Origin of the sequence: Kitasatospora gansuensis, from assembly GCF_014203705.1 — a bacterium.
GTDB classification, from domain to species: Bacteria; Actinomycetota; Actinomycetes; order Streptomycetales; family Streptomycetaceae; genus Kitasatospora; species Kitasatospora gansuensis.
Map to the genome: position 1 here is coordinate 5450478 of NZ_JACHJR010000001.1, position 20290 is coordinate 5470767.

The 20290-nt window shown below is 73.2% G+C and carries 19 protein-coding genes and 3 tRNA genes; 18 read left to right on the top strand and 4 right to left on the bottom strand.

What is annotated here, in order from left to right; all coding sequences use genetic code 11:
- The first annotated feature begins 104 nt into the window (after positions 1–104).
- The 8 genes from F4556_RS24335 to F4556_RS24370 all read left to right on the top strand — a co-directional run bounded on the left by F4556_RS24335 (position 105) and on the right by F4556_RS24370 (position 4331).
- Positions 105–251, top strand: a complete 147-nt coding sequence (locus F4556_RS24335; protein ID WP_184919541.1) for a hypothetical protein — start codon at positions 105–107, stop codon at positions 249–251.
- 130 nt (positions 252–381) lie between these two features.
- Positions 382–540, top strand: coding sequence for a hypothetical protein (locus F4556_RS24340; protein WP_184919542.1), 159 nt, complete (start codon positions 382–384; stop codon positions 538–540).
- A gap of 67 nt (positions 541–607) precedes the next feature.
- Complete coding sequence (gene nadD, locus F4556_RS24345) at positions 608–1237, top strand: nicotinate-nucleotide adenylyltransferase (RefSeq protein WP_184919545.1); 630 nt, start codon at positions 608–610, stop codon at positions 1235–1237.
- Positions 1234–2862 (top strand): LytR C-terminal domain-containing protein, encoded by a 1629-nt coding sequence (locus F4556_RS39530; RefSeq protein WP_184919546.1) that lies wholly within the window; start codon positions 1234–1236, stop codon positions 2860–2862. The genes nadD and F4556_RS39530 overlap by 4 nt, the downstream gene beginning before the upstream one ends.
- A 103-nt stretch (positions 2863–2965) precedes the next feature.
- Positions 2966–3403, top strand: coding sequence for a ribosome silencing factor (gene rsfS / locus F4556_RS24355; protein ID WP_184919554.1), 438 nt, complete (start codon positions 2966–2968; stop codon positions 3401–3403).
- Positions 3400–4047 (top strand): histidine phosphatase family protein, encoded by a 648-nt coding sequence (locus tag F4556_RS24360; RefSeq protein WP_246511755.1) that lies wholly within the window; start codon positions 3400–3402, stop codon positions 4045–4047. Before rsfS ends, F4556_RS24360 begins: the two co-directional genes overlap by 4 nt.
- A gap of 101 nt (positions 4048–4148) precedes the next feature.
- Positions 4149–4221, top strand: a tRNA-Ala gene (locus F4556_RS24365).
- Positions 4222–4258: 37 nt separating this feature from the next.
- Positions 4259–4331: transfer RNA gene (locus F4556_RS24370), tRNA-Ala, on the top strand.
- Between the two features lie 54 nt (positions 4332–4385).
- On the opposite strand, the gene F4556_RS24375 is transcribed toward F4556_RS24370, so the two are convergent.
- Positions 4386–5285: a helix-turn-helix transcriptional regulator gene (locus F4556_RS24375; protein WP_184919558.1), complete on the bottom strand. Its 900-nt coding sequence runs from the start codon at positions 5283–5285 to the stop codon at positions 4386–4388.
- A 96-nt stretch (positions 5286–5381) separates the two neighbouring features.
- On the opposite strand from F4556_RS24375, the gene F4556_RS24380 reads away from it, so the two are divergent.
- The 4 genes from F4556_RS24380 (at position 5382) to leuS (ending at position 11500) form a co-directional block, all read left to right on the top strand.
- Entirely contained in the window at positions 5382–6827 is a 1446-nt protein-coding gene (locus F4556_RS24380; RefSeq protein ID WP_184919560.1) for an MFS transporter, read from the top strand.
- A 61-nt stretch (positions 6828–6888) separates the two neighbouring features.
- Positions 6889–6961 (top strand) — tRNA-Ala (locus F4556_RS24385).
- A gap of 100 nt (positions 6962–7061) precedes the next feature.
- Positions 7062–8345: an NsdA family TPR-like regulatory protein gene (locus tag F4556_RS24390; RefSeq protein WP_184919562.1), complete on the top strand. Its 1284-nt coding sequence runs from the start codon at positions 7062–7064 to the stop codon at positions 8343–8345.
- Between the two features lie 278 nt (positions 8346–8623).
- Positions 8624–11500 carry a leucine--tRNA ligase gene (gene leuS / locus F4556_RS24395; protein ID WP_184919564.1) on the top strand — a complete coding sequence of 959 codons (2877 nt, stop codon included), beginning with the start codon at positions 8624–8626 and terminating at the stop codon, positions 11498–11500.
- A gap of 53 nt (positions 11501–11553) precedes the next feature.
- Here the strand turns inward: leuS and F4556_RS24400 are convergent, their stop codons facing one another.
- Positions 11554–12165, bottom strand: coding sequence for a TetR/AcrR family transcriptional regulator (locus tag F4556_RS24400; RefSeq protein WP_221503687.1), 612 nt, complete (start codon positions 12163–12165; stop codon positions 11554–11556).
- Positions 12166–12272: 107 nt separating this feature from the next.
- Between F4556_RS24400 and F4556_RS24405 the strand changes: the two genes are divergently transcribed.
- From F4556_RS24405 to F4556_RS24425, 5 genes are all read left to right on the top strand, one after another.
- Positions 12273–12851 (top strand): alpha/beta fold hydrolase, encoded by a 579-nt coding sequence (locus F4556_RS24405; RefSeq protein WP_184919566.1) that lies wholly within the window; start codon positions 12273–12275, stop codon positions 12849–12851.
- 203 nt (positions 12852–13054) lie between these two features.
- Positions 13055–13741, top strand: a complete 687-nt coding sequence (locus F4556_RS24410; RefSeq protein WP_184919568.1) for a hypothetical protein — start codon at positions 13055–13057, stop codon at positions 13739–13741.
- Positions 13742–13801: 60 nt separating this feature from the next.
- Complete coding sequence (locus tag F4556_RS24415) at positions 13802–14647, top strand: DegV family protein (protein ID WP_184919569.1); 846 nt, start codon at positions 13802–13804, stop codon at positions 14645–14647.
- Between the two features lie 104 nt (positions 14648–14751).
- Entirely contained in the window at positions 14752–15561 is an 810-nt protein-coding gene (locus F4556_RS24420; RefSeq protein WP_184919572.1) for a ComEA family DNA-binding protein, read from the top strand.
- The gene (locus tag F4556_RS24425; RefSeq protein ID WP_184919574.1) at positions 15558–18002 is read left to right on the top strand and encodes a ComEC/Rec2 family competence protein; all 2445 of its coding nucleotides are present in this window, start codon (positions 15558–15560) and stop codon (positions 18000–18002) included. Before F4556_RS24420 ends, F4556_RS24425 begins: the two co-directional genes overlap by 4 nt.
- A 4-nt stretch (positions 18003–18006) precedes the next feature.
- Here F4556_RS24425 and F4556_RS24430 read toward each other — a convergent pair whose 3' ends face one another.
- The gene (locus F4556_RS24430; protein ID WP_184919576.1) at positions 18007–18861 is read right to left on the bottom strand and encodes a helix-turn-helix transcriptional regulator; all 855 of its coding nucleotides are present in this window, start codon (positions 18859–18861) and stop codon (positions 18007–18009) included.
- 95 nt (positions 18862–18956) lie between these two features.
- Positions 18957–19214 (bottom strand): hypothetical protein, encoded by a 258-nt coding sequence (locus F4556_RS24435; RefSeq protein ID WP_184925100.1) that lies wholly within the window; start codon positions 19212–19214, stop codon positions 18957–18959.
- Between the two features lie 80 nt (positions 19215–19294).
- On the opposite strand from F4556_RS24435, the gene holA reads away from it, so the two are divergent.
- Complete coding sequence (holA, locus tag F4556_RS24440) at positions 19295–20290, top strand: DNA polymerase III subunit delta (protein ID WP_184919578.1); 996 nt, start codon at positions 19295–19297, stop codon at positions 20288–20290.

A 20290-nucleotide genomic window follows, 5' to 3' on the forward strand; every position in this document is an offset into this window, starting at 1 on the left:
TACTCGTCCCCGCCGCCCACAGTACGCCCGGGGGTGCCGTCCGATGTCCGGTACGTCCGGGTCTACGCTGGGCCCGAGCCGTACGGACCGAGGAGAGACCGCTGATGAACCCCGCCACCTTCGCCCAGCTGGCCGGACCGGTCTCCACCGAGCCGGGCCCCGGACTGTTCCTGCGGATCGTCCTGATCGGCTCCGTGGTCGGCATCGGCCTGCTGGTCTGGGTGCTGGCCCGGGCCGGGCGCGACAACTGACGGCACGTCCGAGTCCCCCACGCCGAGTCAGACGCGGTGGGGCGCCGCGCGGTTGCGCGTGCCACCCCCGTACGATGAGCGCGCAGACAAGCCCGAGCCCCCTCACCGAGTCGAGAAGGTCCTGCCGACCATGAGCACTTCCGCACTGCCCCTCCTGACCCAGCTGGCCGAAGGCGCCTCCGAGGGCGGCAACCACGAGAGCCTCAGCCCGTACCTGACCGGCGGCGCCGGTCTGGGCATCCTGCTGCTGCTGCTCTGGATCACCACCCGGTTCAACCGCGACCGCTGAGCTACTCCGTGGCAGCGGCCGGGCGGGCTTGCCCGGCCGCGATGCGGGTCGCGTAAGGTGTGGCGGCATGGGACAGCAGGCCGAGACCCCCGACGTGCGGGCACGCAAGCGCCTCGGCGTGATGGGTGGCACTTTCGACCCGATCCACCACGGACACCTGGTCGCCGCCAGTGAGGTGGCGAGTGCGTTCCACCTCGATGAGGTGATCTTCGTGCCGACCGGGCAGCCGTGGCAGAAGAGCGACCGGGTGGTCACGCCGGCGGAGGACCGTTACCTGATGACGGTGATCGCCACGGCGGAGAACCCGCAGTTCTCGGTCAGCCGGATCGACATCGACCGCAAGGGGCCCACCTACACCGTGGACACCCTGCGCGACCTGCGCGCGATGCACCCGGACGCGGACCTCTTCTTCATCACCGGCGCCGACGCGCTGGCCCAGATCCTGTCCTGGCGGGACTCCGAGGAACTGTTCTCGCTGGCCCACTTCATCGGCTGCACCCGCCCCGGCCACGTGCTCTCCGATGCCGGTCTGCCGGTCGGCGGGGTCTCGCTGGTCGAGGTGCCCGCGCTGGCGATCTCCTCGACGGACTGCCGGGCCAGGGTCGCCAAGGGCGACCCGGTCTGGTACCTGGTCCCGGACGGTGTGGTCCGGTACATCCACAAGCGGGCGCTGTACGCGCGGGGAGGTACGGCGTGACGGGTCCCGAGGAGCGCGGCAACCAGGAGTGGTACCCGCAGCAGGAGCCTTACCAGGAGTACCAGCAGCAGCCGCAGCCCCAGGTGTACTACGACGCCTACGGCCAGCCGCAGCAGTACGTCCAGGACCCCTACCAGCAGCAGCAGTACTACCAGCAGCAGCCGCAGCCCCAGGTGTACTACGACGCCTACGGCCAGCCGCAGCAGTACGTCCAGGACCCGTACCAGCAGCAGCCCGAGTACCAGCAGCCGCCGGCACCGCCCGTGCAGCCCGCCCCGGTGCAGCCCGTCCAGCCGGTCCGGCCCCCCGTGGCCGAGCCGCCGGTGGCCGCCGTGCCGCCGCAGGCCCGGAAGGCCGCTGCCCCCGAACCGGACTACCCGACCGGTGAGTTCACCTTCGTGGACGAGGAGGCGGAGCAGTCCGAGGACGTCATCGACTGGCTGAAGTTCGCCGAGTCCAGGACCGAGCGTCGGGACGAGCGCCGGCGCAAGCTGCGCAACCGGCTGGTCGGCGCGGCGCTCGTGTTGGTGCTGGCCGCGGGCGGCACGGCGGGCTACCTCTGGTGGCAGGGCGATCTCGGCGGGCCCGGCTCGGCGGCCAAGGCGGCCGGCGGCCGGACGGTGAACGTGGTGCACCTGAGGGACCTTCAGGGCAAGGTCACCAGCGCCCTGCTGGTGAACGACCAGTCCGGCCAGAAGGCCTCGGTGCTGCTGCTGCCGGACACCCTCAAGCTGCCCGGCTCCGGGGTCTCGGCCACCGAGCAGCTCGGCAAGTCGCTGGACGCCACCGGCGCCTCCGGCACCCGGGAGGGCCTGAGCACGGTGCTCGGCGCCCCGGTCGCCGGGACCTGGCGGCTGGACACCCCGTACCTGCTGCTGCTGGTGGCCCACCTCGGCGGGATCAGGGTGGACACCAACGTGGCGGTCCGCAAGGACAACCAGCCCGCCGGCAAGGAGCTGGCCCCGGCCGGCAAGGCCGTCTCGCTGACCGCGGAGGCCGCCGTGGCGTACGCCACGTACCAGGCGCCGGGGGAGACCGCGGACGCCCAGCTGGCCCGGTTCGGGCAGGTGCTGGACGCGATCCTCCGGGTGATGCCCACCGATCTCAAGGAGGCGCAGGACCTGGTGCACCGGGTCGGCGCGGTGCCGGACCCCTCGCTGCCGGAGCCGGCCCTGGCCGGGGTGCTGGTGCAGCTGGCCCAGTACACCAAGGACAGCCACCTGACCGTCGGCGCCCTCTCGGTGCAGCCGGACGGCACGCTGGACGAGGCCACCGCGGGCAAGCAGGTCAAGGACGTGCTCGGCGGCACGGTGAAGAGCGCCGCGGCGGCGAGCAAGTTCACCCGGGTCTCGGTGCTGAACGGCTCCGGCGTCGACGCCTCGGCCGACGCGGCCGGCAGCCAGGTCACCAACTCGGGCCTGGAGCTGCTGCCCAGCGGTACCAAGGTGCCGGTCCAGCCCGCCAGTGAGATCCGGTACACCGACGACGCGAAGCTGGCCGCCGCCCAGCAGCTGGCGATCAGCCTCGGGCTCAAGGACACCGCGGTGAAGAAGGTCACCACCGCGCAGAACGCGGACCTGGTGCTGGTGCTGGGCAAGGACTACCAGCCGCCCAAGCCGCAGTAGCGGACACCCGGCGGACCCGGGCCCCGGTTTTAACCGACCGGGGTCCGGGCGGGTTCGTGAGATCCTGGAAGGCGAATCTCATAGGACGAGCCGGAAGAACACCTTGACTGCCACCGAGTACAGCCAGGACCTCATCAACGTCGCCGCCCTCGCGGCGGCCGACAAGCTGGCCCACGACATCATCGCCTTCGACGTCAGCGACGTGCTGTCGATCACCGACGCCTTCCTGATCGCCTCGGCCAACAACGACCGCCAGGTGAAGGCGATCGCCGAGGAGATCGAGGAGCAGCTGCGCGAGAAGCTCGACATCAAGCCGGTCCGCCGCGAGGGCGAGCGCGAGGGCCGCTGGATCCTGCTGGACTACCTGGACATCGTGGTGCACGTCCAGCACTCCGAGGAGCGCTCCTTCTACTCGCTCGACCGCCTGTGGAAGGACTGCCCCGAGCTGCCCGTCCCGGCCGAGGCGATGGCCACCCGGAACCGCCCCGAGAACGCCGTCACCGACGCCGCGGGCAACGCGATCTCCGAGGACGAGAGCTGAGCGGCAAGGCGCGGGGTCCGCGCATCGTCTTCTGGCGGCACGGTCAGACGTCCTGGAACCTCGAGTCGCGGTTCCAGGGCAGCACCGACATCGAGCTGACCGACCAGGGCATCTTCCAGGCCCAGCGGGCGGCCAAGCTGCTCTCCGGTCTCCGGCCCGACCTGCTGATCTCCTCCGACCTCAAGCGCGCCCGGCGGACCGCCGCCGAGCTGGCCAAGGTCACCGGCCTCGAGGTGGACCACCACGAGGGCCTGCGGGAGACCTACGCCGGTGACTGGCAGGGTCTGACCAACGCGGAGATCCGGGCCCGGTTCCCGGAGCAGTACGACGCGTGGGCGCTCGGCGAGCCGGTCCGCCGCGGTGGCGGCGAGCTGAGCACCGAGGTGGCGGACCGGTCCGTCCCGGTGGTGCTGGCCGCGGTGGAGAAGCTGCCGGAGGACGGCACCCTGGTCGTGGTCAGCCACGGCGGGACGATCCGCACCATGCTCGGCCGGCTGCTCGATCTGGAGCCGGTCCAGTGGGAGCGGTTCGGCGGTCTCTCCAACTGCTGCTGGTCGGTGCTCGGTCAGGGCGCCCGCGGTTGGCGGCTGCTGGAGCACAACGCGGGCACCCTGCCGCAGCCGGTGATCGGCGACGAGACCTGAGCGGGGCCGGATTTCGCAGTTCCGGGCCTGACCAGCTAGAGTCTTCCTCGTTCGCAGGAAAGAACGCAGGCCGGAAGGCAGGCGGGAAAACCTTCGAGTGCGGGGCTGTAGCTCAGTTGGTAGAGCGCTTGCATGGCATGCAAGAGGTCCGGAGTTCGATTCTCCGTAGCTCCACTCCGCTTCGGCGGTCCGTCAGGACCGTGCGGCACGCGGGGCTGTAGCTCAGTTGGTAGAGCGCTTGCATGGCATGCAAGAGGTCCGGAGTTCAATTCTCCGTAGCTCCACAACACACCGAAGGCCGTCTCCCTCAGGGGAGACGGCCTTCGGCCGTTCCCGGCTCAGTCGTGCCGGTGGTCGGCGGGCGGGGAGTCCGGGTGGGCGGCCAGCCACTCCAGGCCGGCCCGGTCGGCCGGGCCCTCCGGGGTGTAGACCACCAGGTAGCACTCGGGCGCGGTCGGCATGGTCAGGTACGCGGCCTGGAACCGCAGGTCGCCGACGGCCGCGTGCCGGAACACCTTGAGCGAGGACCGCGGCGGCGCCACCTCCTGACGGGCCCACAGCTCGCGGAACTCGGGGCTGGCCGCCGCCAGGTCCCGGATGTACTCCTCCCAGGCGGGCTCGCCGACGTGCCGCCCGTACGCGCCGCGCAGCACGCCGACCATCCGGGGCAGCTCGGTCTCCCGGTTCAGGAACGGGTTGCAGCAGGACGGCACGGTGAACGCGCACCACATGCTGTTCCGCCGCCCGCTCGGCGACCTGGGGCGGGTCGCGCCGGGGAACAGCGTGTCGTACGCCGCGTTGTGCGCCAGCAGGTCGTAGCGGCCGTTGCTGACGGCGGCCGGCAGCGGGTTGAGCTGATCCAGGATCAGCTGGGTGGCCGGCTCGAGGGTCGGGAAGGCCGGGTCGCCGGTCCGGACCACGCTGAGCCCGGCCAGCCGGAACAGGTGGTCGCGCTCGGTGCCGTCCAGCCGCAGCGTCCGGGCCACCGCCTCCAGGACCTGTTCGCTGGCGTTGATCGGCCGCCCCTGTTCGAGCCAGGTGTACCAGGTGACCCCGACCCCGGCGAGCTGCGCCAGCTCCTCGCGGCGCAGCCCCGGCGTACGGCGGCGCGGGCCCGGCGGCAGCCCGACCGCCTCGGGGGTGATCCGGGCCCGGCAGGCCCGGAGGAAGGCGGCCAGCTCCGTCCGGCGCTTCTCGGGGGCCGGGGTGGTCGAGGTGCGTTCGTCGAGCACGGTCATGTCCCCATCCTGACGGATCGTCGGGAGCGGGGTGCTGCCAGTACCAGGATCCGCAGGCTCTAACCACCAGTACCGGGTCGGCCGCAGGCTGGTCCCATGACGGACCTTCAGACACCGCCCGTGGTCGCCGCACCGACCCCGGCCCCGACCCGTTCGGGGCCGCTGCTCGCCCTCGTCCTGCTGGGCCAGTTCATGGCCCTGCTGGACGTCTCCATCGTCAACGTCGCGGTCCCCGGCATCCGGACCGGCCTGGGCGCCTCGGGCGCGGCCCTGCAACTGGTCGTCGCGGGCTACACCATCGCGTACGCGGTGCTGCTGATCACCGGGGCCAGGCTCGGCGCCCGGCACGGGTACAGCCGGCTGTTCCGGATCGGCCTGGCGGCCTTCACCGCCGCCTCGCTGGCCTGCGGTCTCGCGCCGGGCACCGGCTGGCTGATCGGCTTCCGGGTGCTCCAGGGGGCCGGGGCGGCGCTGATGGTGCCTCAGGTGATGAGCCTGATCCAGCGGACCTTCACCGGGGCGGCCCGGGTCAGGGCGCTCGGGCTGTACTCGGCGGTGCTGGCGGGTGGGATGGCGGTCGGGCAGGTGCTCGGCGGGGTGCTGGTCAGCGCGGACCTGTTCGGCACCGGCTGGCGGCCGGTGTTCCTGGTCAACGTGCCGATCGGGGTGCTGCTGCTGATCGCCAGCCGACGGCTGCTGCCGGTGCTGCCGGGGGACCACGGCCGCCGGTTCGACCTGGTCGGTCTGGTGGTGCTGGCGGCCGCGCTCGGCCTGCTGGTGGTGCCGCTGGTGCTCGGGCACGAGCTGGGCTGGCCGGTCTGGGGCTGGGTGATGCTGGCGGGCAGCGCGGTGCTGTTCGGGGTGTTCGCCGTGGTGGAGCGCCGGATCGCGGCTCGGGGCGGCCAGCCGCTGGTGCCCGGCCGGGTGCTGCGGGCACCGGGTCTGCTGCCCGCCGCCGGGGCGGTCTTCCTGATCATGGCGGCGTTCGCCGGCTTCCTGTTCGCCTTCGCCCTGCACCAGCAGGCCGCGCTCGGTTACAGCGCGCTGCGGGCCGGGCTGCTCTCCGCCCCGCCCGCGCTCGGCTTCGGCCTCTCCAGCCTGTACTGGCAGCGGCTGCCTGCCCGGCTGCACCGGCCGCTGCCGCCGCTGGCGCTGGCCACCACGGCCGGGGCGTACCTGCTCTTCGGCGTACTGGTGAGCGACGGCGCCGACCTCGGCCTCGGCGCCGAACTGGCCCTCGCGGTGGGCGGCCTGGCGGTCGGGTGCGCGTACAGCCCGCTGTTCGCCGCCGCGCTCGGCCGGATCGACCCGGCGGACGCGGCGGACGGCAGCGGCGTGCTGGTGACGGTGATCCAGCTCGGCCAGGTGGTCGGGGTGGCCCTGCTCGGCACCCTCTTCCTCGGCCGGGCCGCGCTCCCGGCGCCGCCCGCCGAATCGGGCCGGGCGCTGCTGGTGACGGTCGTGGCGGTGGCCGCCGCCTTCGTGCTGGCCACCGGCTTCGCGCTGCGCACCCGGCGGGCGACGGCCGCCGGAAGGGATTAGGGGAGTAGGCCGGGGAGCGTGTAAAGTGAACGACGTCGCCGGGGGAAACGCCGGATGACGCGGGGCTGTAGCTCAGTTGGTAGAGCGCTTGCATGGCATGCAAGAGGTCCGGAGTTCAATTCTCCGTAGCTCCACAGTTCGAGAAGAGAGCCCCTCCCGGGTAACGGGAGGGGCCCTCTTCCGTTTCGGGGGTTCCCTGTCCGGCCGCCGGAGCGGCCGGATACCGTCGGTGCCATGGCCGACCTGGAGCGCAGACGGAACGAGGAGCTGGCCCGCATCCTGCACCAGCTCGGCTGGAGCCCGGAGCGGCTGGCCCGCGAGCTCAACGCCGCGCTCCCGCCCGCGCTGGCGATCAGCTCCACCGCCCCGTACAAGTGGCGCGACCGGGGCATGGTGCCGCGCAGCCCGCACGACCAGACGGTCTGCGAGGTGCTCAGCCGCACCGTCGGCATCGCGGTGACGTACGAACAGCTCTGGGGCCAGATGGGCAGCGGCCGCGGCGCCAAGATCCTCTCGCCCCGGCTGCTCACCGACCCGTGGACCGCCGACACCGCCCAGACCGCGCTGCGCGAGGCCGGCGCGGACGCCACCCCGGTCCGGCTCACCGACCTGTTCCGCGGCGACGAGCTCCAGCAGGCCGCCCGGCACTGGGCCTCCCCGGCACCCGAACTGACCGGCGGCGAGGGCGCCCTGCGGATAGCCACCGAGCAGCTCGCCGACCTCCGGCTCAGCTACGACAGCAAGCAACGGCTGGAGCGGGCGTACGGCGGCGGCCTGATCCTCGACCTGGCCAAGGCCGAGCTCGCCATGATCGGCAAGCTGCTCGAACTCGGCGCGTACGACGAGCCGCTCGGCCGCGAGCTGTACGGCGCGGCCAGCCGGCTCGCTCGGCTGGTCGGCTGGGCCAACTACGACCTCGGCAACGACGCGGCGGCGCAGCGCGCCTTCGTCGCCGCGCTGCGGGCGGCGCACGTCTCCGGTGACCCCCGGCTCGGCGTCAGCGTGGTCGGCTGCCTCGCCGTCCAGGCCACCCACAACTCCGGCGGGCGGGGGCTGGACGCGGTCGCCATGCTCTCCACCGCGCTGCGGGCGGCCGATGAGGTCCTGACGCCCCGTGAGCGGGCGCTCCAGCTGGGCCGGATCGCCCGGGCGCACGGCCGCAAGGGCGAGCAGATCAGTGCCGAAGCGGTCGCGGAGCGGGCCTTCCAGGCCCTGGGGGACGATGCTGAGCACAGTCAGGAACGGGCCGACCTGGAGGGCATGGTGGGGGAGGGCTACCTCTTCCTCGGCGACCACGAACGGGCCCAGCAGCTGCTCGCGGGCGCGATCGCCGTGCTCGCGCCCGAACGGGCCCGGGCCAAGGCGCTGCTGATGGTCCGGCTGGCCGACTCGTACCTGCGGACCGGCGAACGCGACGAGGCCAACCGGGTGGCGGACCAGGCCCGGCAGCTCGCGGCCGGCATGCAGTCGGCCCGAGTCGCCCGCGCCCTCCGGGAGTTCGACTCTGCGGCTCGATAAGGCACACGCAGCCGCGCCCGGGGTTGGCCGCTCCCGCACTTTGCCCCCGTCCCGGGGCTGGCGTCGCAGTTCCCCGAGCCCCTGTCTTCCGGAGCCGTCTGCCAAGAGCGGGTGCGGTACCCTGTTGGCCATGCGAACTGTGCGCCTGCTTCTTAGCCGGCCGCGCTGACCAGGACCGGCCGTGGGCCGGAGTCGGCGTGGCGTCCCCTCCTGCGAGGGGCTTTTTTGTTTTTCCCGCCGCCGTTCGCGAACTGACATCAGATGGAGCCCGAAGGACCATGAGCGAGACGACCCCCGCCGCGGCCGAGGCCGCTGCCACCGAGCCCTTCCGCTACGGCGCGACGCTGGCCGCCGAGATCGAGTCCCGCTGGCAGGACATCTGGGAGAAGGAGGGGACGTTCAACGCCCCCAACCCGGCCGGTGCGCTGGCCGACCCGAACGCCGGTGACGTCGTCTCGAAGCCGCACAGCTTCATCATGGACATGTTCCCGTACCCGTCCGGTGCGGGCCTTCACGTCGGCCACCCGCTGGGCTACATCGCGACCGACGTCTACGCCCGCTACCAGCGGATGACCGGTCACAACGTGCTGCACACCCTGGGCTACGACGCGTTCGGCCTGCCGGCCGAGCAGCACGCGGTGGCCACCGGCCAGCACCCCCGGATCACCACCGAGGCCGCGATGGCGAACATGCGGCAGCAGCTGCGCCGCCTGGGCCTGGGCCACGACCCGCGCCGGTCGATCGCCACCATCGACCCGGAGTACTACCGCTGGACCCAGTGGATCTTCCTGCAGATCTTCAACTCCTGGTACGACCAGGAGGCCGGCCAGGCCCGCCCGATCGCCGAGCTGATCGCGCAGTTCGAGTCCGGTGAGCGCGAGGTGCCGGGCCGCGCCTGGGCCGAGCTGTCCGCCGCCGAGCGGGACGAGCTGCTGGGCGAGTACCGGCTGGCGTACTCCAAGGAGGTGCCGGTCAACTGGTGCCCCGGTCTGGGCACCGTGCTGGCGAACGAGGAGGTCACCGCCGACGGTCGCTCCGAGCGCGGCAACTTCCCGGTCTTCAAGTCGAACCTGCGCCAGTGGATGATGCGGATCACCGCGTACTCCGACCGGCTGATCGCCGACCTGGACCTGCTGGACTGGCCCGAGGCGATCAAGCTGCAGCAGCGCAACTGGATCGGCCGCTCCGAGGGCGCCCGGGTCGACTTCGCGGTCTCGTCCGACGCGGCGATCACCGTCTTCACCACCCGTCCTGACACCCTGTTCGGCGCCACCTACATGGTGCTGGCCCCCGAGCACGCGCTGGTCGACTCGATCGTCCCGGCCGCCTGGCCGGCCGAGACCCACGAGGACTGGAAGGGTGGCGCCCCCACCCCCGCCGAGGCCGTCGCGGCCTACCGCGCCGAGGCCGCCGCCAAGTCGGACGTCGAGCGCCAGGTCGACGCGAAGGTGAAGACCGGCGTCTTCACCGGCGCGTACGCGACCAACCCGGTCAGCGGCGAGCCCGTGCCGGTCTTCATCGCCGACTACGTGCTGATGGGCTACGGCACCGGCGCGATCATGGCCGTGCCCGCGCACGACCACCGCGACTTCGCCTTCGCCCGGGCCTTCGCGCTGCCGATGCGCTGCGTGGTCGAGCCCACCGACGGCCGCAGCGAGGACCCGTCGACCTGGGACGACGCGTTCGACACGTACGACTCGGTGATCGTGAACTCCGCCCATGACGACCTGTCACTGAACGGCCTGAGCGTAGTCGACGCCAAGGCCGCCGCGACCGAGTGGCTGGCCGGGCGCGGCATCGGCGAAGGCACCGTCAACTACCGCCTGCGCGACTGGCTGTTCAGCCGTCAGCGGTACTGGGGCGAGCCGTTCCCGATCGTCTACGACGCCGACGGCGTGATGCACGCGCTGCCCGAGTCGATGCTGCCGGTCGAGGTCCCCGAGGTGGAGGACTACTCGCCGCACACCTACGACCCGTTCGACTCGACCTCCTCGCCGAAGACCCCGCTGTCCCGCAACGAGGACTGGGTCAACGTCGAGCTGGACCTGGGCAACGGCCCGCAGCTGTACCGCCGCGAGACCAACACCATGCCCAACTGGGCCGGTTCCTGCTGGTACGAGCTGCGCTACATCGACCCGGCCAACGGTGAGAAGGTGGTCGACCCCGCCAACGAGCAGTACTGGCTGGGCCCGACCGCGCAGAAGCCGGGCGGCGGCGCCGACCTGTACGTCGGCGGGGCCGAGCACGCGGTGCTGCACCTGCTGTACGCGCGCTTCTGGCACAAGGTGCTGCACGACCTGGGGCACGTCTCCTCGGTCGAGCCGTTCCACAAGCTGTTCAACCAGGGCATGATCACCGCCGACGTCTACCGCGACGAGCGGGGCTTCCCGGTGCCCGCCGCCGAGGTCGAGGAGCGCGACGGCCAGTACTTCTGGAACGGCGAGGCGGTCAAGCGCGAGGCCGGCAAGATGGGCAAGTCGCTGAAGAACGCGGTCGCGCCCGACGAGATCGCGGACGAGTACGGCGCCGACACCCTGCGCCTGTACGAGATGTCGATGGGCCCGCTGGACGTCTCCCGTCCGTGGGACACCCGCGCGGTGGTCGGCTCGTACCGCTTCCTGCAGCGGCTGTGGCGCAACATCGTCTCCGAGGCCACCGGCGAGCTGGTGGTGACGGAGGAGGAGCCCGACGAGGCGACCCTGCGCGCGCTGCACAAGGCGATCGACGGCATCCGCGGCGACATGGCCGGGCTGCGCTTCAACACGGCGGTGGCCAAGGCCATCGAGCTGAACAACTTCCTGGTCAAGCGCGGCTCCACGCCGCGTTCGGTCGCGGAGCAGATCGTGCTGATGGTCGCCCCGCTGGCCCCGCACATCGCCGAGGAGCTGTGGCGCCGGCTGGGCCACACTGAGTCGCTGACCTACACCGACTACCCCGTGGCCGACCCGGCCTACGCGGTGGACGAGGCGGTCACCTGCGTGATCCAGATCAAGGGCAAGGTGAAGGCCCGCCTGGAGGTCTCGCCGGCCATCTCCGACGCCGAGCTGGAGGCGCTGGCCCTGGCCGACCCGGCCGTGATCGCCGCCATCGGCGACGCCCCGGTCCGCAAGGTGATCGCGCGGGCGCCGAAGCTGGTGAACATCGTCACCGGCTGACGATCCGTCAGGCGAGCGGCCCCGTCCGGGATTCCGGGCGGGGCCGCTGTTTCCTAGTGCGCGCTGTTGAGCAGCTGGGCGACCAACTGGGGTGCGCGGGCCGGGTCCAGCGGGAGGTGGCCGACCAGCAGGCGGTACCAGAAGAGCCCGAACAGCTGGTCGGTGAGGGCCTCCAGGTCGGTGGCGCGCGGGAGTTCGCCCCGGTCGACGCCCCGGGCCAGCACCCGCAGGACCACGGCCCGGCGGCTCTGCACCCAGGCCCCGAACGGTTCGGCGAAGTCCGGGTCGAGCTGGGCCTCCGCCATCAGCCCGCGCAGCGCCCGGGCCCGTAGCGGACGCTCCGTCACCGAGTGCAGCGCGGCCACGAAGACGGTCAGGTCCTCGGCGGTGCTGCCGGTGTCGGGGTCGGGCATCCGCTGCTCGACCGTCTCCCGGTAGGCGTCCAGCACCAGGGCGGCCTTGGACTTCCACCAGCGGTAGATGGTGCTCTTGGCGACGCCGGCGCGGGCGGCGATGCGTTCGATGGTGACGGCCTGGTAGCCGATCTCCTCCAGCAGCTCGACGGCGGCGGCGAGCACCGCCGACCGGGCCTCCTGGCTGCGGGTCCGTCCGCCGGTGCGGGGTGGCCGCGGCGCGGGGTCGGCGGGGGGTTCCTGTGCGGGCATGGCAGTCACGGTAGCAGCGTGCTAGGTTAAATCGAAACGCGACGGATCGTTTCGATTTGGCGCCCGTCGTGATGCTGGTCCGATGCTCGGAATCATGGGGAGAGATCATGAGCAAGGTGGTTGTGTCGCACGGTTACGGTGCGAGTGATGACAGTGTCTGGTTCCCGTACCTGACAACGGAGTTGGCGAAGTCCGGCCACCAGGTGACGGTGCCCCGGCTGCCGGGGACGGCGGCGCCGCAGCTGGAGCCGTGGCGCAAGACGTACGGCGAGGCCGCCCTCGCGGCGGGCCCGGCGGCCGACACCGTGCTGGTCGGCCACAGCATCGGCGGGGTGAACCTGCTGCGCTTCCTGGAGCGGCACGACCCGGCCGTGGACGGGGTGTTCGCGGGGGTGCTGCTGGTGGCCGCCTCCGCCCACGAGGTCGGGTACGACGCGCTGGCGGAGTTCTTCGAGGAGCCCTTCGACTGGGCCAGGATCCGCCGGGCGGCCAGGGGTTTCCGGGTGCTCCAGGCCATCGACGACCCGGTCAACGCCCCCGATCCGGCCGCGCACGTCAGCGCGTTCGTGACCGGCCTCGGCGCGACCGCGCTGCTCACGCCGACCGGGGCGCACTTCGGTGCGACCCCGGACGACCACGTCGAGGTGCCGGAGGCCGTCCGGCTGGTGCTGGAGCTGCTGGGCTGACAGTCAGGGGGCGGGACTCGGGGACATCCCTGACCCCGCCCCCTATCTCTGCCTGATTCCTGCCCGCCCGGCCGTTCCGACGGGTGGTTCCGGCGATCGGTGCGGCTACCTTGGAACCCTGGGTGGTCGCACCGCCGTTCTCCGGGGGAGCGGTGGGCGTACGGCTGCGGTGGCCGACGTGGTGTGGTGGAAGGTGGCTCGCGATGGACGTGCTCGGCGTGGTTCTCGGTCTGGCCCTGTTGTTCGGTGTGGGGCTGCTGGTCATGCTCGGGGTCGGTGCCGTCAAGCTGGGGAAGGCCGCCGCCGCCAAGATCTCGCAGGAGGAGGCCAAGGCCCGCCGCGCCTTCGAGAACACCGCGCTGAAGGCCAAGTCCTTCGCCAAGCCGGGTGCCCACGGCCAGATCTCCACCGTCCGCCTCGCGCTCCGTTCCTCGCTCGACAGCACCCGCAAGGTGCTCGCGGCCGGGCTCGCCGAGGACTCCCAACTGGCCGAGTCGCTCCAGCTGTTGACCCGCCTGGACGCGCACGCCGCCGAACTGGACGGCGAGCTGCGGGCCCTGGAATTCGAGCCGGAGGCCGGCCGGGTCGCCGGCAAGCTCCCGGAGCTGCGCGAGCGGGCCGACCGGATCACGCACGCGGCCGAGTCGATGCGCTGGGCGGCGCAGGACCGGATGCAGCGCTTCGCCGACGACGAGCTCGCGCGGCTCGCGGAGGAGTGCGAGAGCGAGGCGGGGGCGCTCCGGCACTGGGACTCCGCCTCTTCGTCTGCCTCTGCCTCTTCGGCCCCGCAGGCCGAGCGGCCGGGCATCGCGGCCAAGCGCGGGGTGAGCGCCGAGGAACTGCTCGGACTGACCGACCTCGCCCAGCGACTGCGCAAGCGGTCCGCCTGAGCCGCCGCCGAACCGACCCGTGGTGTCCGCACCCGACGAGCGGGGAGTACCCTCCGGCTCATGTCCCACCGCCTCGCCCTCGTCACCGACTCCACGGCCTACCTTCCGCAGCAGGCCATCGACCGGCACCGGATCACGGTGGTCCCGCTCAGCGTGGTGGTCGGTGACACGGTCCTGACCGAGGGCGTCGAGATCTCCCCGAAGGACGTCGCCGAGGCGCTCCGCGGCAAGCAACGGGTGACCACCTCCCGCCCCAGCCCGGAGACCTTCGCCGCCGCCTACCGGGCCGCCGCCGAGGCCGGGGCCACTGGCATCGTCTCGGCGCACATCTCCGCCGAGCTGTCCGGCACCGGCGAAGCGGCCAGGCTGGCCGCCGCCGAGGCCGGGATCCCGGTCCGGGTGGTCGACAGCCGCCTGGTCGGCATGGCGCTCGGCCACTGCGTCCTGACGGCGGCTCAGGCCATCGAGGACGGGCTCGACCTGGACGCGGTGGCCGCCGCCGCGACCGCCAGGGCGGAGCGGACCAGCGGCTTCTTCTACGTGGACACCCTGGAGTACCTGCGGCGGGGTGGCCGGATCGGCGCCGCGCGGGCGCTGCTCGGCTCCGCGCTCTCGGTCAAGCCGCTGCTGCACCTCTCCGGCGGCCGGATCGAACCGCTGGAGAAGGTCCGGACGGCCTCCCGGGCGATCGCCCGGCTGGAGGAGATCGCGGTCGAGAAGGCGGGCACCGACGAGGTGGACATCACCGTGCACCACCTGGCCGCCGAGGACCGGGCCGAGCCGTTGGCGGAGCGGCTGCGGGCGCGGGTGCCGGGGCTGCGCGAGCTGTCGGTGGTGGAGGTGGGCGCGGTGATCGGCGCCCACGTCGGTCCCGGGCTGCTGGCCGTGGTGGTCGCACCGCGCTGAAACTCCCTCCTTCGAGGGACCAGGGTTGTCCACAACCCCAGGGTTTTCCACAGCTGATGGCTGGTTGGCCGGGCTTCTTGCCGGGCGCTCGTACCGTCTTCGGCATGAGAACGATGACCCCGGGCGCAGCCCGTCGCCAGGAGACCGCCGAGACCGTCCGTGGGCGGCTGACCTATCTCTTCCTGACACCGGCTCAGGCGGATCCGGCAGCTCGGGCGGCCCCGCCGATCGATCCTCCCGAGCCGTCCGAGGACGTGCTGCCGCCGCCCGCGCCGCCTCCGGCTGTGCGCGGTCTGCTGTTCGACCGGCGGGCGGTGCTCGGCCTGTCGGTGCTGCTGTTGCTCGCGGTCGGGTACGCCGTGCAGCACTTCTGGCTCGGCCGTCCCTCGGCGGTCGCCGTCCCGGCCACGGTGGCCGCGGGCTCCTCGGCATCGGCCCCGGCCTCGACCGGGCCGCGCTCGGGGGCAGGGCCGGCGTCGGGAGCGCCGCCGGGGCCGGCGTCGGGGCCGACCGTGGTGGTGGATGTCGCGGGGAAGGTCCGGCACCCGGGCCTGCGGACACTGCCGAGCGGAGCCAGGGTGGCCGACGCGCTCGTGCTGGCGGGCGGTCCGCTGCCCGACACGGCCACCGACGGGCTCAACCTCGCCCGGGTGCTCACCGACGGCGAGCAGATCCTGGTCGGCGCGGGAGCCGTCGCCGGGGCCGCGCCGGGTGCCCGGGCCGGGCCCGTCAGCGTCAACCTGGCCACCAGGGAGCAGCTCGACGCCCTGCCCGGGGTGGGCCCGACGCTGGCTCAGCGCATTCTGCAGCACCGTCAGGAGCACGGCCCGTTCCGCTCCCTCGACCAGCTCCGTCAGATCAGCGGCATCGGTGACCGGAAGTACGCCGAGCTCCGGGCGCTGCTGACGCTGTGACGGTTCACCCGGTCGCGCCCCACCCGGCCGAGCCCGCCGACCTCCGGCTGCTGGCGCCCACGGTCGCGGTCTGGGCGGTCACCGCCGCCGTGCTCGGCCTCGGTGCGCAGCACCGTCCGCTGCTGCTGGGTGCGGCGGCCCTGCTCGTCGTCACCGCCCTCGTCCTGCTGCACCGCACCGCTCCGTCCGGCGCCCTGATCGCCGCCACCCTGCTGGCCGCGGCCGCCGCGACGGCCGGCACCACCCTGCACACCGCCGACCTGCACCGGGGCCCGATCCCCGCGCTCGCCCGCTCCGAGGCCCCACCCCAGCTGACCGTCGAACTCACCGTCACCGGCGACCCCAAACCCCGTACCTCGCACGCCCGGGGCACCACCCCCGGGCAGTCCATGCTCACCCTCGCCGCCACCGTCGACCGGGTCGGCGCGGAGGTGGCCACCACGACGCCCGTCACCGTGGTGGTCCGCGCCCAGGACGTCGCCGCCTGGCGCGAGGTGATCCCGTCCACCCGGCTGCGGGCGGACGTCCGACTGCTGCCCGCCACCGAGGAGTACCGCAGCACCGCCGCCGCCCTGCTGGCGCAGGGGCCACCCCGACAGCTCGAAGCCCCCGGCCACGCCCAGCAGTTGGCCGCCCGGCTGCGGGCGGGCCTGCGGGCGGCCACCGACCACCTCGCCACCGACCCCCGGGGTCTGCTCCCCGGCCTGGTGGTGGGTGACACCACCCGACTGCCCGCCGATCTCGACCAGGCGTTCCGGGCCACCGACCTGGGGCACCTGACCGCGGTCTCCGGGGCCAATCTCGCCATCGTGCTGGCCGTCCTGCTCGGCACGCCCAGCCGGGCGGGCAGCACCGCCAGGGGCGGCCTGGCGGGCCTGCTCGGGCTGCCGCTGCGCACCACCGCCCTGGTCGGGGCCGCGCTCACGGTGGCGTTCGTGACGGTCTGCCGCCCGGAGCCGAGCGTGCTGCGGGCCGCCGCCACCGGGCTGGTCGGCCTGCTCGCACTGGCCACCGGACGTCCCCGGCAGGCGCTGCCCGCGCTCTGCTCGGCCGTCCTGCTGCTGCTCCTGTTCGACCCGTACCTGGCCCGGTCCTTCGGCTTCCTGTTCTCCGTCCTCGCCACCACCGGTCTGCTCACGCTCGGCCCGCGCTGGTCCGCCGCTCTGCGGGCCCGGGGCTGGCCCGAGTACCTGGCGGCCGCAGCCGGGGCCACCGCCGCCGCCCAGGCCCTCTGCGCCCCGGCCACCATCCTGCTGGCGCCCCGGATCAGCCTGGTCGCCATCCCCTGCAACCTGCTCGCCGAGGCGGCCGTCGCACCGGCCACCCTGCTCGGCTTCGCCACGCTCGCCGTCGATCCGCTGTCCCGCCCCGCCGCCCGGCTGCTGGCCGATCTGGCGGCCGTCCCCACCGGCTGGCTGGCCGCCGTCGCCCGGCACGGCGCGGCCCTCCCCGGGGCCCAACTCAATTGGCCCGGCGGCCTGTTCGGGGCCGCCCTGCTCGCGCTGGCCACCCTTGCGCTGGCCTGGTCCGCTCGCCCGCTCCGGGCCGCGAGCCGGTTCCGGCCGGTCGCCGCCACCCTCCTCACCCTGACCCTGCTGCTCGCCGTGCTCCGCCCGGCTCCGCTCGCCCGGCTCGCCACCGGTTGGCCGCCGCCCGACTGGCGGTTCGTCATGTGCGATGTGGACCAGGGCGACATGTCCGTGCTCCCGATCGGTTCGCCCGCCGACAGCGCGATCGTGGTGGACACCGGTCCCGACCCGCTCGCCGCCGACCGCTGCCTGCGCGAACTGGGCATCACCACCGTGCCGTTGATCATCCTGAGCCACTATCACGCGGACCATGTCGAGGGCCTGCCCGGTGTGCTGCGCGGCCGTACGGTCGGGGCCGTCCAGGTCACCACCCTGGACTCGCCGCCGGGCGAACGGGCCCGGGTGCTGGCCTGGTCCGCCGCCGCCCAGGTCCCGGTGCTGCCGGCCCGGCCGGACGAGCGGCGCAGCGCGGGCCCCGACCTCTCCTGGCAGCTGCTCTGGCCCACCGACCCGCTCGACCCGACCGCCCCGGGGGCCAACAACGCCAGCATCGCCCTGATCGCCACCGTCGGCCGACCACCCGACGTGCTCCGGATCGCCCTGCTCGGCGACCTCGAACCACCGGCGCAGGCAGCCCTGCGAGCCCGGCTGACGCCGCCTCAGGTGGAGGTCCTCAAGGTCGCCCACCACGGCTCGGCCCACCAGGACGAGGAACTCACCAGCGCCCTGCACCCCCGGCTGGCCCTGATCTCCTGCGGCCCGGAGAACCCGTACGGCCACCCGTCCCCGGCCACCGTCGACCGGCTCCGCTCGCTCGGCGCGACGGTGCTGCGGACCGACCGGTCCGGGGCGATCGCCGTCATCGGCAGCGCCACTACGCTGCACGCCGTCACCCAAGGAGCGGAGCCGTGACGCGCTACTCCCCGGCGCTGCTGAACTGCTCGCTGCCGATCACCCGGAGCAGTTCCAGGTGGTTGATGTCCGGGGTGCCCGGGGGCGGGGTGAAGATCAGCAGTCGCTGGTCCTCAGCCGGGGTGGCCAGGGTCTGGAGGTCCAGGTTGATGGGGCCGATGGCCGGGTGGCTGACGCGCATCCGGCTGGTCCGGCGGACGGCCACCTCGTGCAGTTCCCACAGGGTGCGGAACTCCTCGCTGGCGGCGGATATCCGCCGTACCAGCTCGGTCGACGCCGCGTCAGCGCCCCGCCGGGCCACGGCGGCCCGCAGGTCGGCGACCTGGACCCGGCTCAGCTGGTCGTGCTCCTCGGCGGGGTAGGCCGCGCGGAGCGAGGGGTCGGTGAACCAGCGTTCGATGACGTTGCTCTCGTTCGGCCGGAGCGAGCAGACGCTGCCGAACAGGGCGGTGGCCATGTCGTTCTGGGCCAGCAGCTGGCCCAGGTCGCTGATCAGCTGGGCCGGGGTCTCCTTGAGCCGGTCGAGCAGGTAGAGCAGGCCGGGCTCGATGTGCCCGCCGACCTGCCGCCCGGCCGGTGGGCGGTGGCCGGCGAGCAGGTAGAGGTGGTCCCGTTCGTCCTCGCTCAGCCGCAGGGCGCGGGCCAGCGAGGAGAGGATCTGCGGCGAGGGCTGGGGGCTGCGGGCCTGCTCCAGCCGGATGTAGTAGTCGGCCGACATCCCCGCCAGCTGGACCACCTCCTCGCGGCGCAGCCCGGGAGTCCGCCGCCGGGTGCCGGCCGACAGCCCGACGTCCTGGGGGCTGATCCGCTCCCGGCAGCGGCGGAGGAAGTCGGCGAGCTCGCGGCGGTCCATGTCCATGCGGATCATGATTCCGCAGTAGCTGACGCTCAGCCAGGGATTACCGATCCCAGTCAGCGCGGGACCCGGTCAGCCCAGGCTCCGGCCGGCCCCGGTCAGCCCTCCTCGCGCCAGCCGTCCTGCTCCGCGCTCAGCCGGTCCAGGGCGGCGAGCTGCTCCGCCGTCCAGCCGCCCTCCTCGGGCGCCTCCAGCACCACCAGCCACTGCGCGTCCTCCGCGTCGTCCTCCCCGGCCAGGGCGTCCCGGACGAGCTCGATCTCGCCCAGCTCGGGCCAGCGGGCGGACAGCTCCTCCGTCACCTCCTCGGCGGAGTCACGGTCGGGGAACACGAGCAGTTGGCGGGTGAGGTTCATGGTCACGGCACTATTGTCCACGGACCGCCGGGCACGCATTGGCGGGGTGCTGTCGGCGGCACGTGCGATCCTGGTTGGCGATGGCCAGGAAGAGTGCACCCGACGACCTGCTCGCCCCGCTGACCCTGGTGGTCGGCCAGGAGGAGCTGCTGCTCGACCGCGCGGTCGCCGCCGTGGTCGCCGCCGCCCGGGCGGCCGATCCGGACACCGACGTACGCGACCTCGCCCCCGGTGCCCTGCAGCCCGGCAGCCTGGCCGAGTTGACCACGCCCTCGCTCTTCGCCGAGCGCAAGGTGATCGTGGTCCGGGCCGCGCAGGACCTCGGGGCGGATTCGGTCAAGGAGCTCCGGGCCTACCTCGACTCGCCCGCCGAGGAGGTCATGGTGGTGCTGGTGCACGCCGGTGGTGCCAAGGGCAAGGGCCTGCTGGACGCCGGGCGCAAGCTCGGCGCCCGCGAGGTGACCTGCCCCAAGCTCACCAAGGCCGGGGAGAAACTGGCCTTCATCAAGGGCGAGTTCCGCACCCTGGGCCGGTCCGCCACCCCCGAGGCCTGCCAGGCCCTGCTGGACGCGCTCGGCAGCGACCTGCGCGAGCTGGCCGCCGCCTGCAGCCAGTTGACCGCCGACATCGAGGGTGCGATCGACGAGACCGCGGTCGCCCGCTACTACGGCGGCCGGGCCGAGGCCACCGGCTTCGAGGTGGCCGACCTGGCCGTCACCGGCCGGACGGCCGAGGCGCTGGAGCGGCTGCGCTGGGCCCTGGCGGTCGGTCAGCCGCCGACCGGTATCACCTACGCGCTCGCCTCCGGCGTCCGCAGCATCGGCCGGCTGGCCAGCGCGGGCCGGAACATGCGGCCGGGCGACCTGGCCCGGGAGTTGGGCATGCCGCCGTGGAAGGTGGACCGGGTCCGCCAGCAGATGCGCGGCTGGACGGGCGACGGGGTCGCCACCGCCCTCACCGCGATCGCCCGGGCCGACGCCGACGTCAAGGGCGGCTCCGGTGACCCGGCCTACGCCCTGGAGCGCGCCGTGGTCGCGGTGGCCAGGGCCTCCCGCGCGGGCGCCCGCTCGTACTGA

Coding starts and splice junctions, on each gene's coding strand:
- F4556_RS24335 (WP_184919541.1), top strand. CDS start 105: ATGAACCCCGCCACCTTCGCCCAGCTGGCCGGACCGGTCTCCACCGAG.
- F4556_RS24340 (WP_184919542.1), top strand. CDS start 382: ATGAGCACTTCCGCACTGCCCCTCCTGACCCAGCTGGCCGAAGGCGCC.
- nadD (WP_184919545.1), top strand. CDS start 608: ATGGGACAGCAGGCCGAGACCCCCGACGTGCGGGCACGCAAGCGCCTC.
- F4556_RS24375 (WP_184919558.1), bottom strand. CDS start 5,285: ATGACCGTGCTCGACGAACGCACCTCGACCACCCCGGCCCCCGAGAAG.
- F4556_RS24380 (WP_184919560.1), top strand. CDS start 5,382: ATGACGGACCTTCAGACACCGCCCGTGGTCGCCGCACCGACCCCGGCC.
- F4556_RS24390 (WP_184919562.1), top strand. CDS start 7,062: ATGGCCGACCTGGAGCGCAGACGGAACGAGGAGCTGGCCCGCATCCTG.
- leuS (WP_184919564.1), top strand. CDS start 8,624: ATGAGCGAGACGACCCCCGCCGCGGCCGAGGCCGCTGCCACCGAGCCC.
- F4556_RS24400 (WP_221503687.1), bottom strand. CDS start 12,165: ATGCCCGCACAGGAACCCCCCGCCGACCCCGCGCCGCGGCCACCCCGC.
- F4556_RS24405 (WP_184919566.1), top strand. CDS start 12,273: ATGAGCAAGGTGGTTGTGTCGCACGGTTACGGTGCGAGTGATGACAGT.
- F4556_RS24410 (WP_184919568.1), top strand. CDS start 13,055: ATGGACGTGCTCGGCGTGGTTCTCGGTCTGGCCCTGTTGTTCGGTGTG.
- F4556_RS24415 (WP_184919569.1), top strand. CDS start 13,802: ATGTCCCACCGCCTCGCCCTCGTCACCGACTCCACGGCCTACCTTCCG.
- F4556_RS24420 (WP_184919572.1), top strand. CDS start 14,752: ATGAGAACGATGACCCCGGGCGCAGCCCGTCGCCAGGAGACCGCCGAG.
- F4556_RS24430 (WP_184919576.1), bottom strand. CDS start 18,861: ATGGACATGGACCGCCGCGAGCTCGCCGACTTCCTCCGCCGCTGCCGG.
- F4556_RS24435 (WP_184925100.1), bottom strand. CDS start 19,214: ATGAACCTCACCCGCCAACTGCTCGTGTTCCCCGACCGTGACTCCGCC.
- holA (WP_184919578.1), top strand. CDS start 19,295: ATGGCCAGGAAGAGTGCACCCGACGACCTGCTCGCCCCGCTGACCCTG.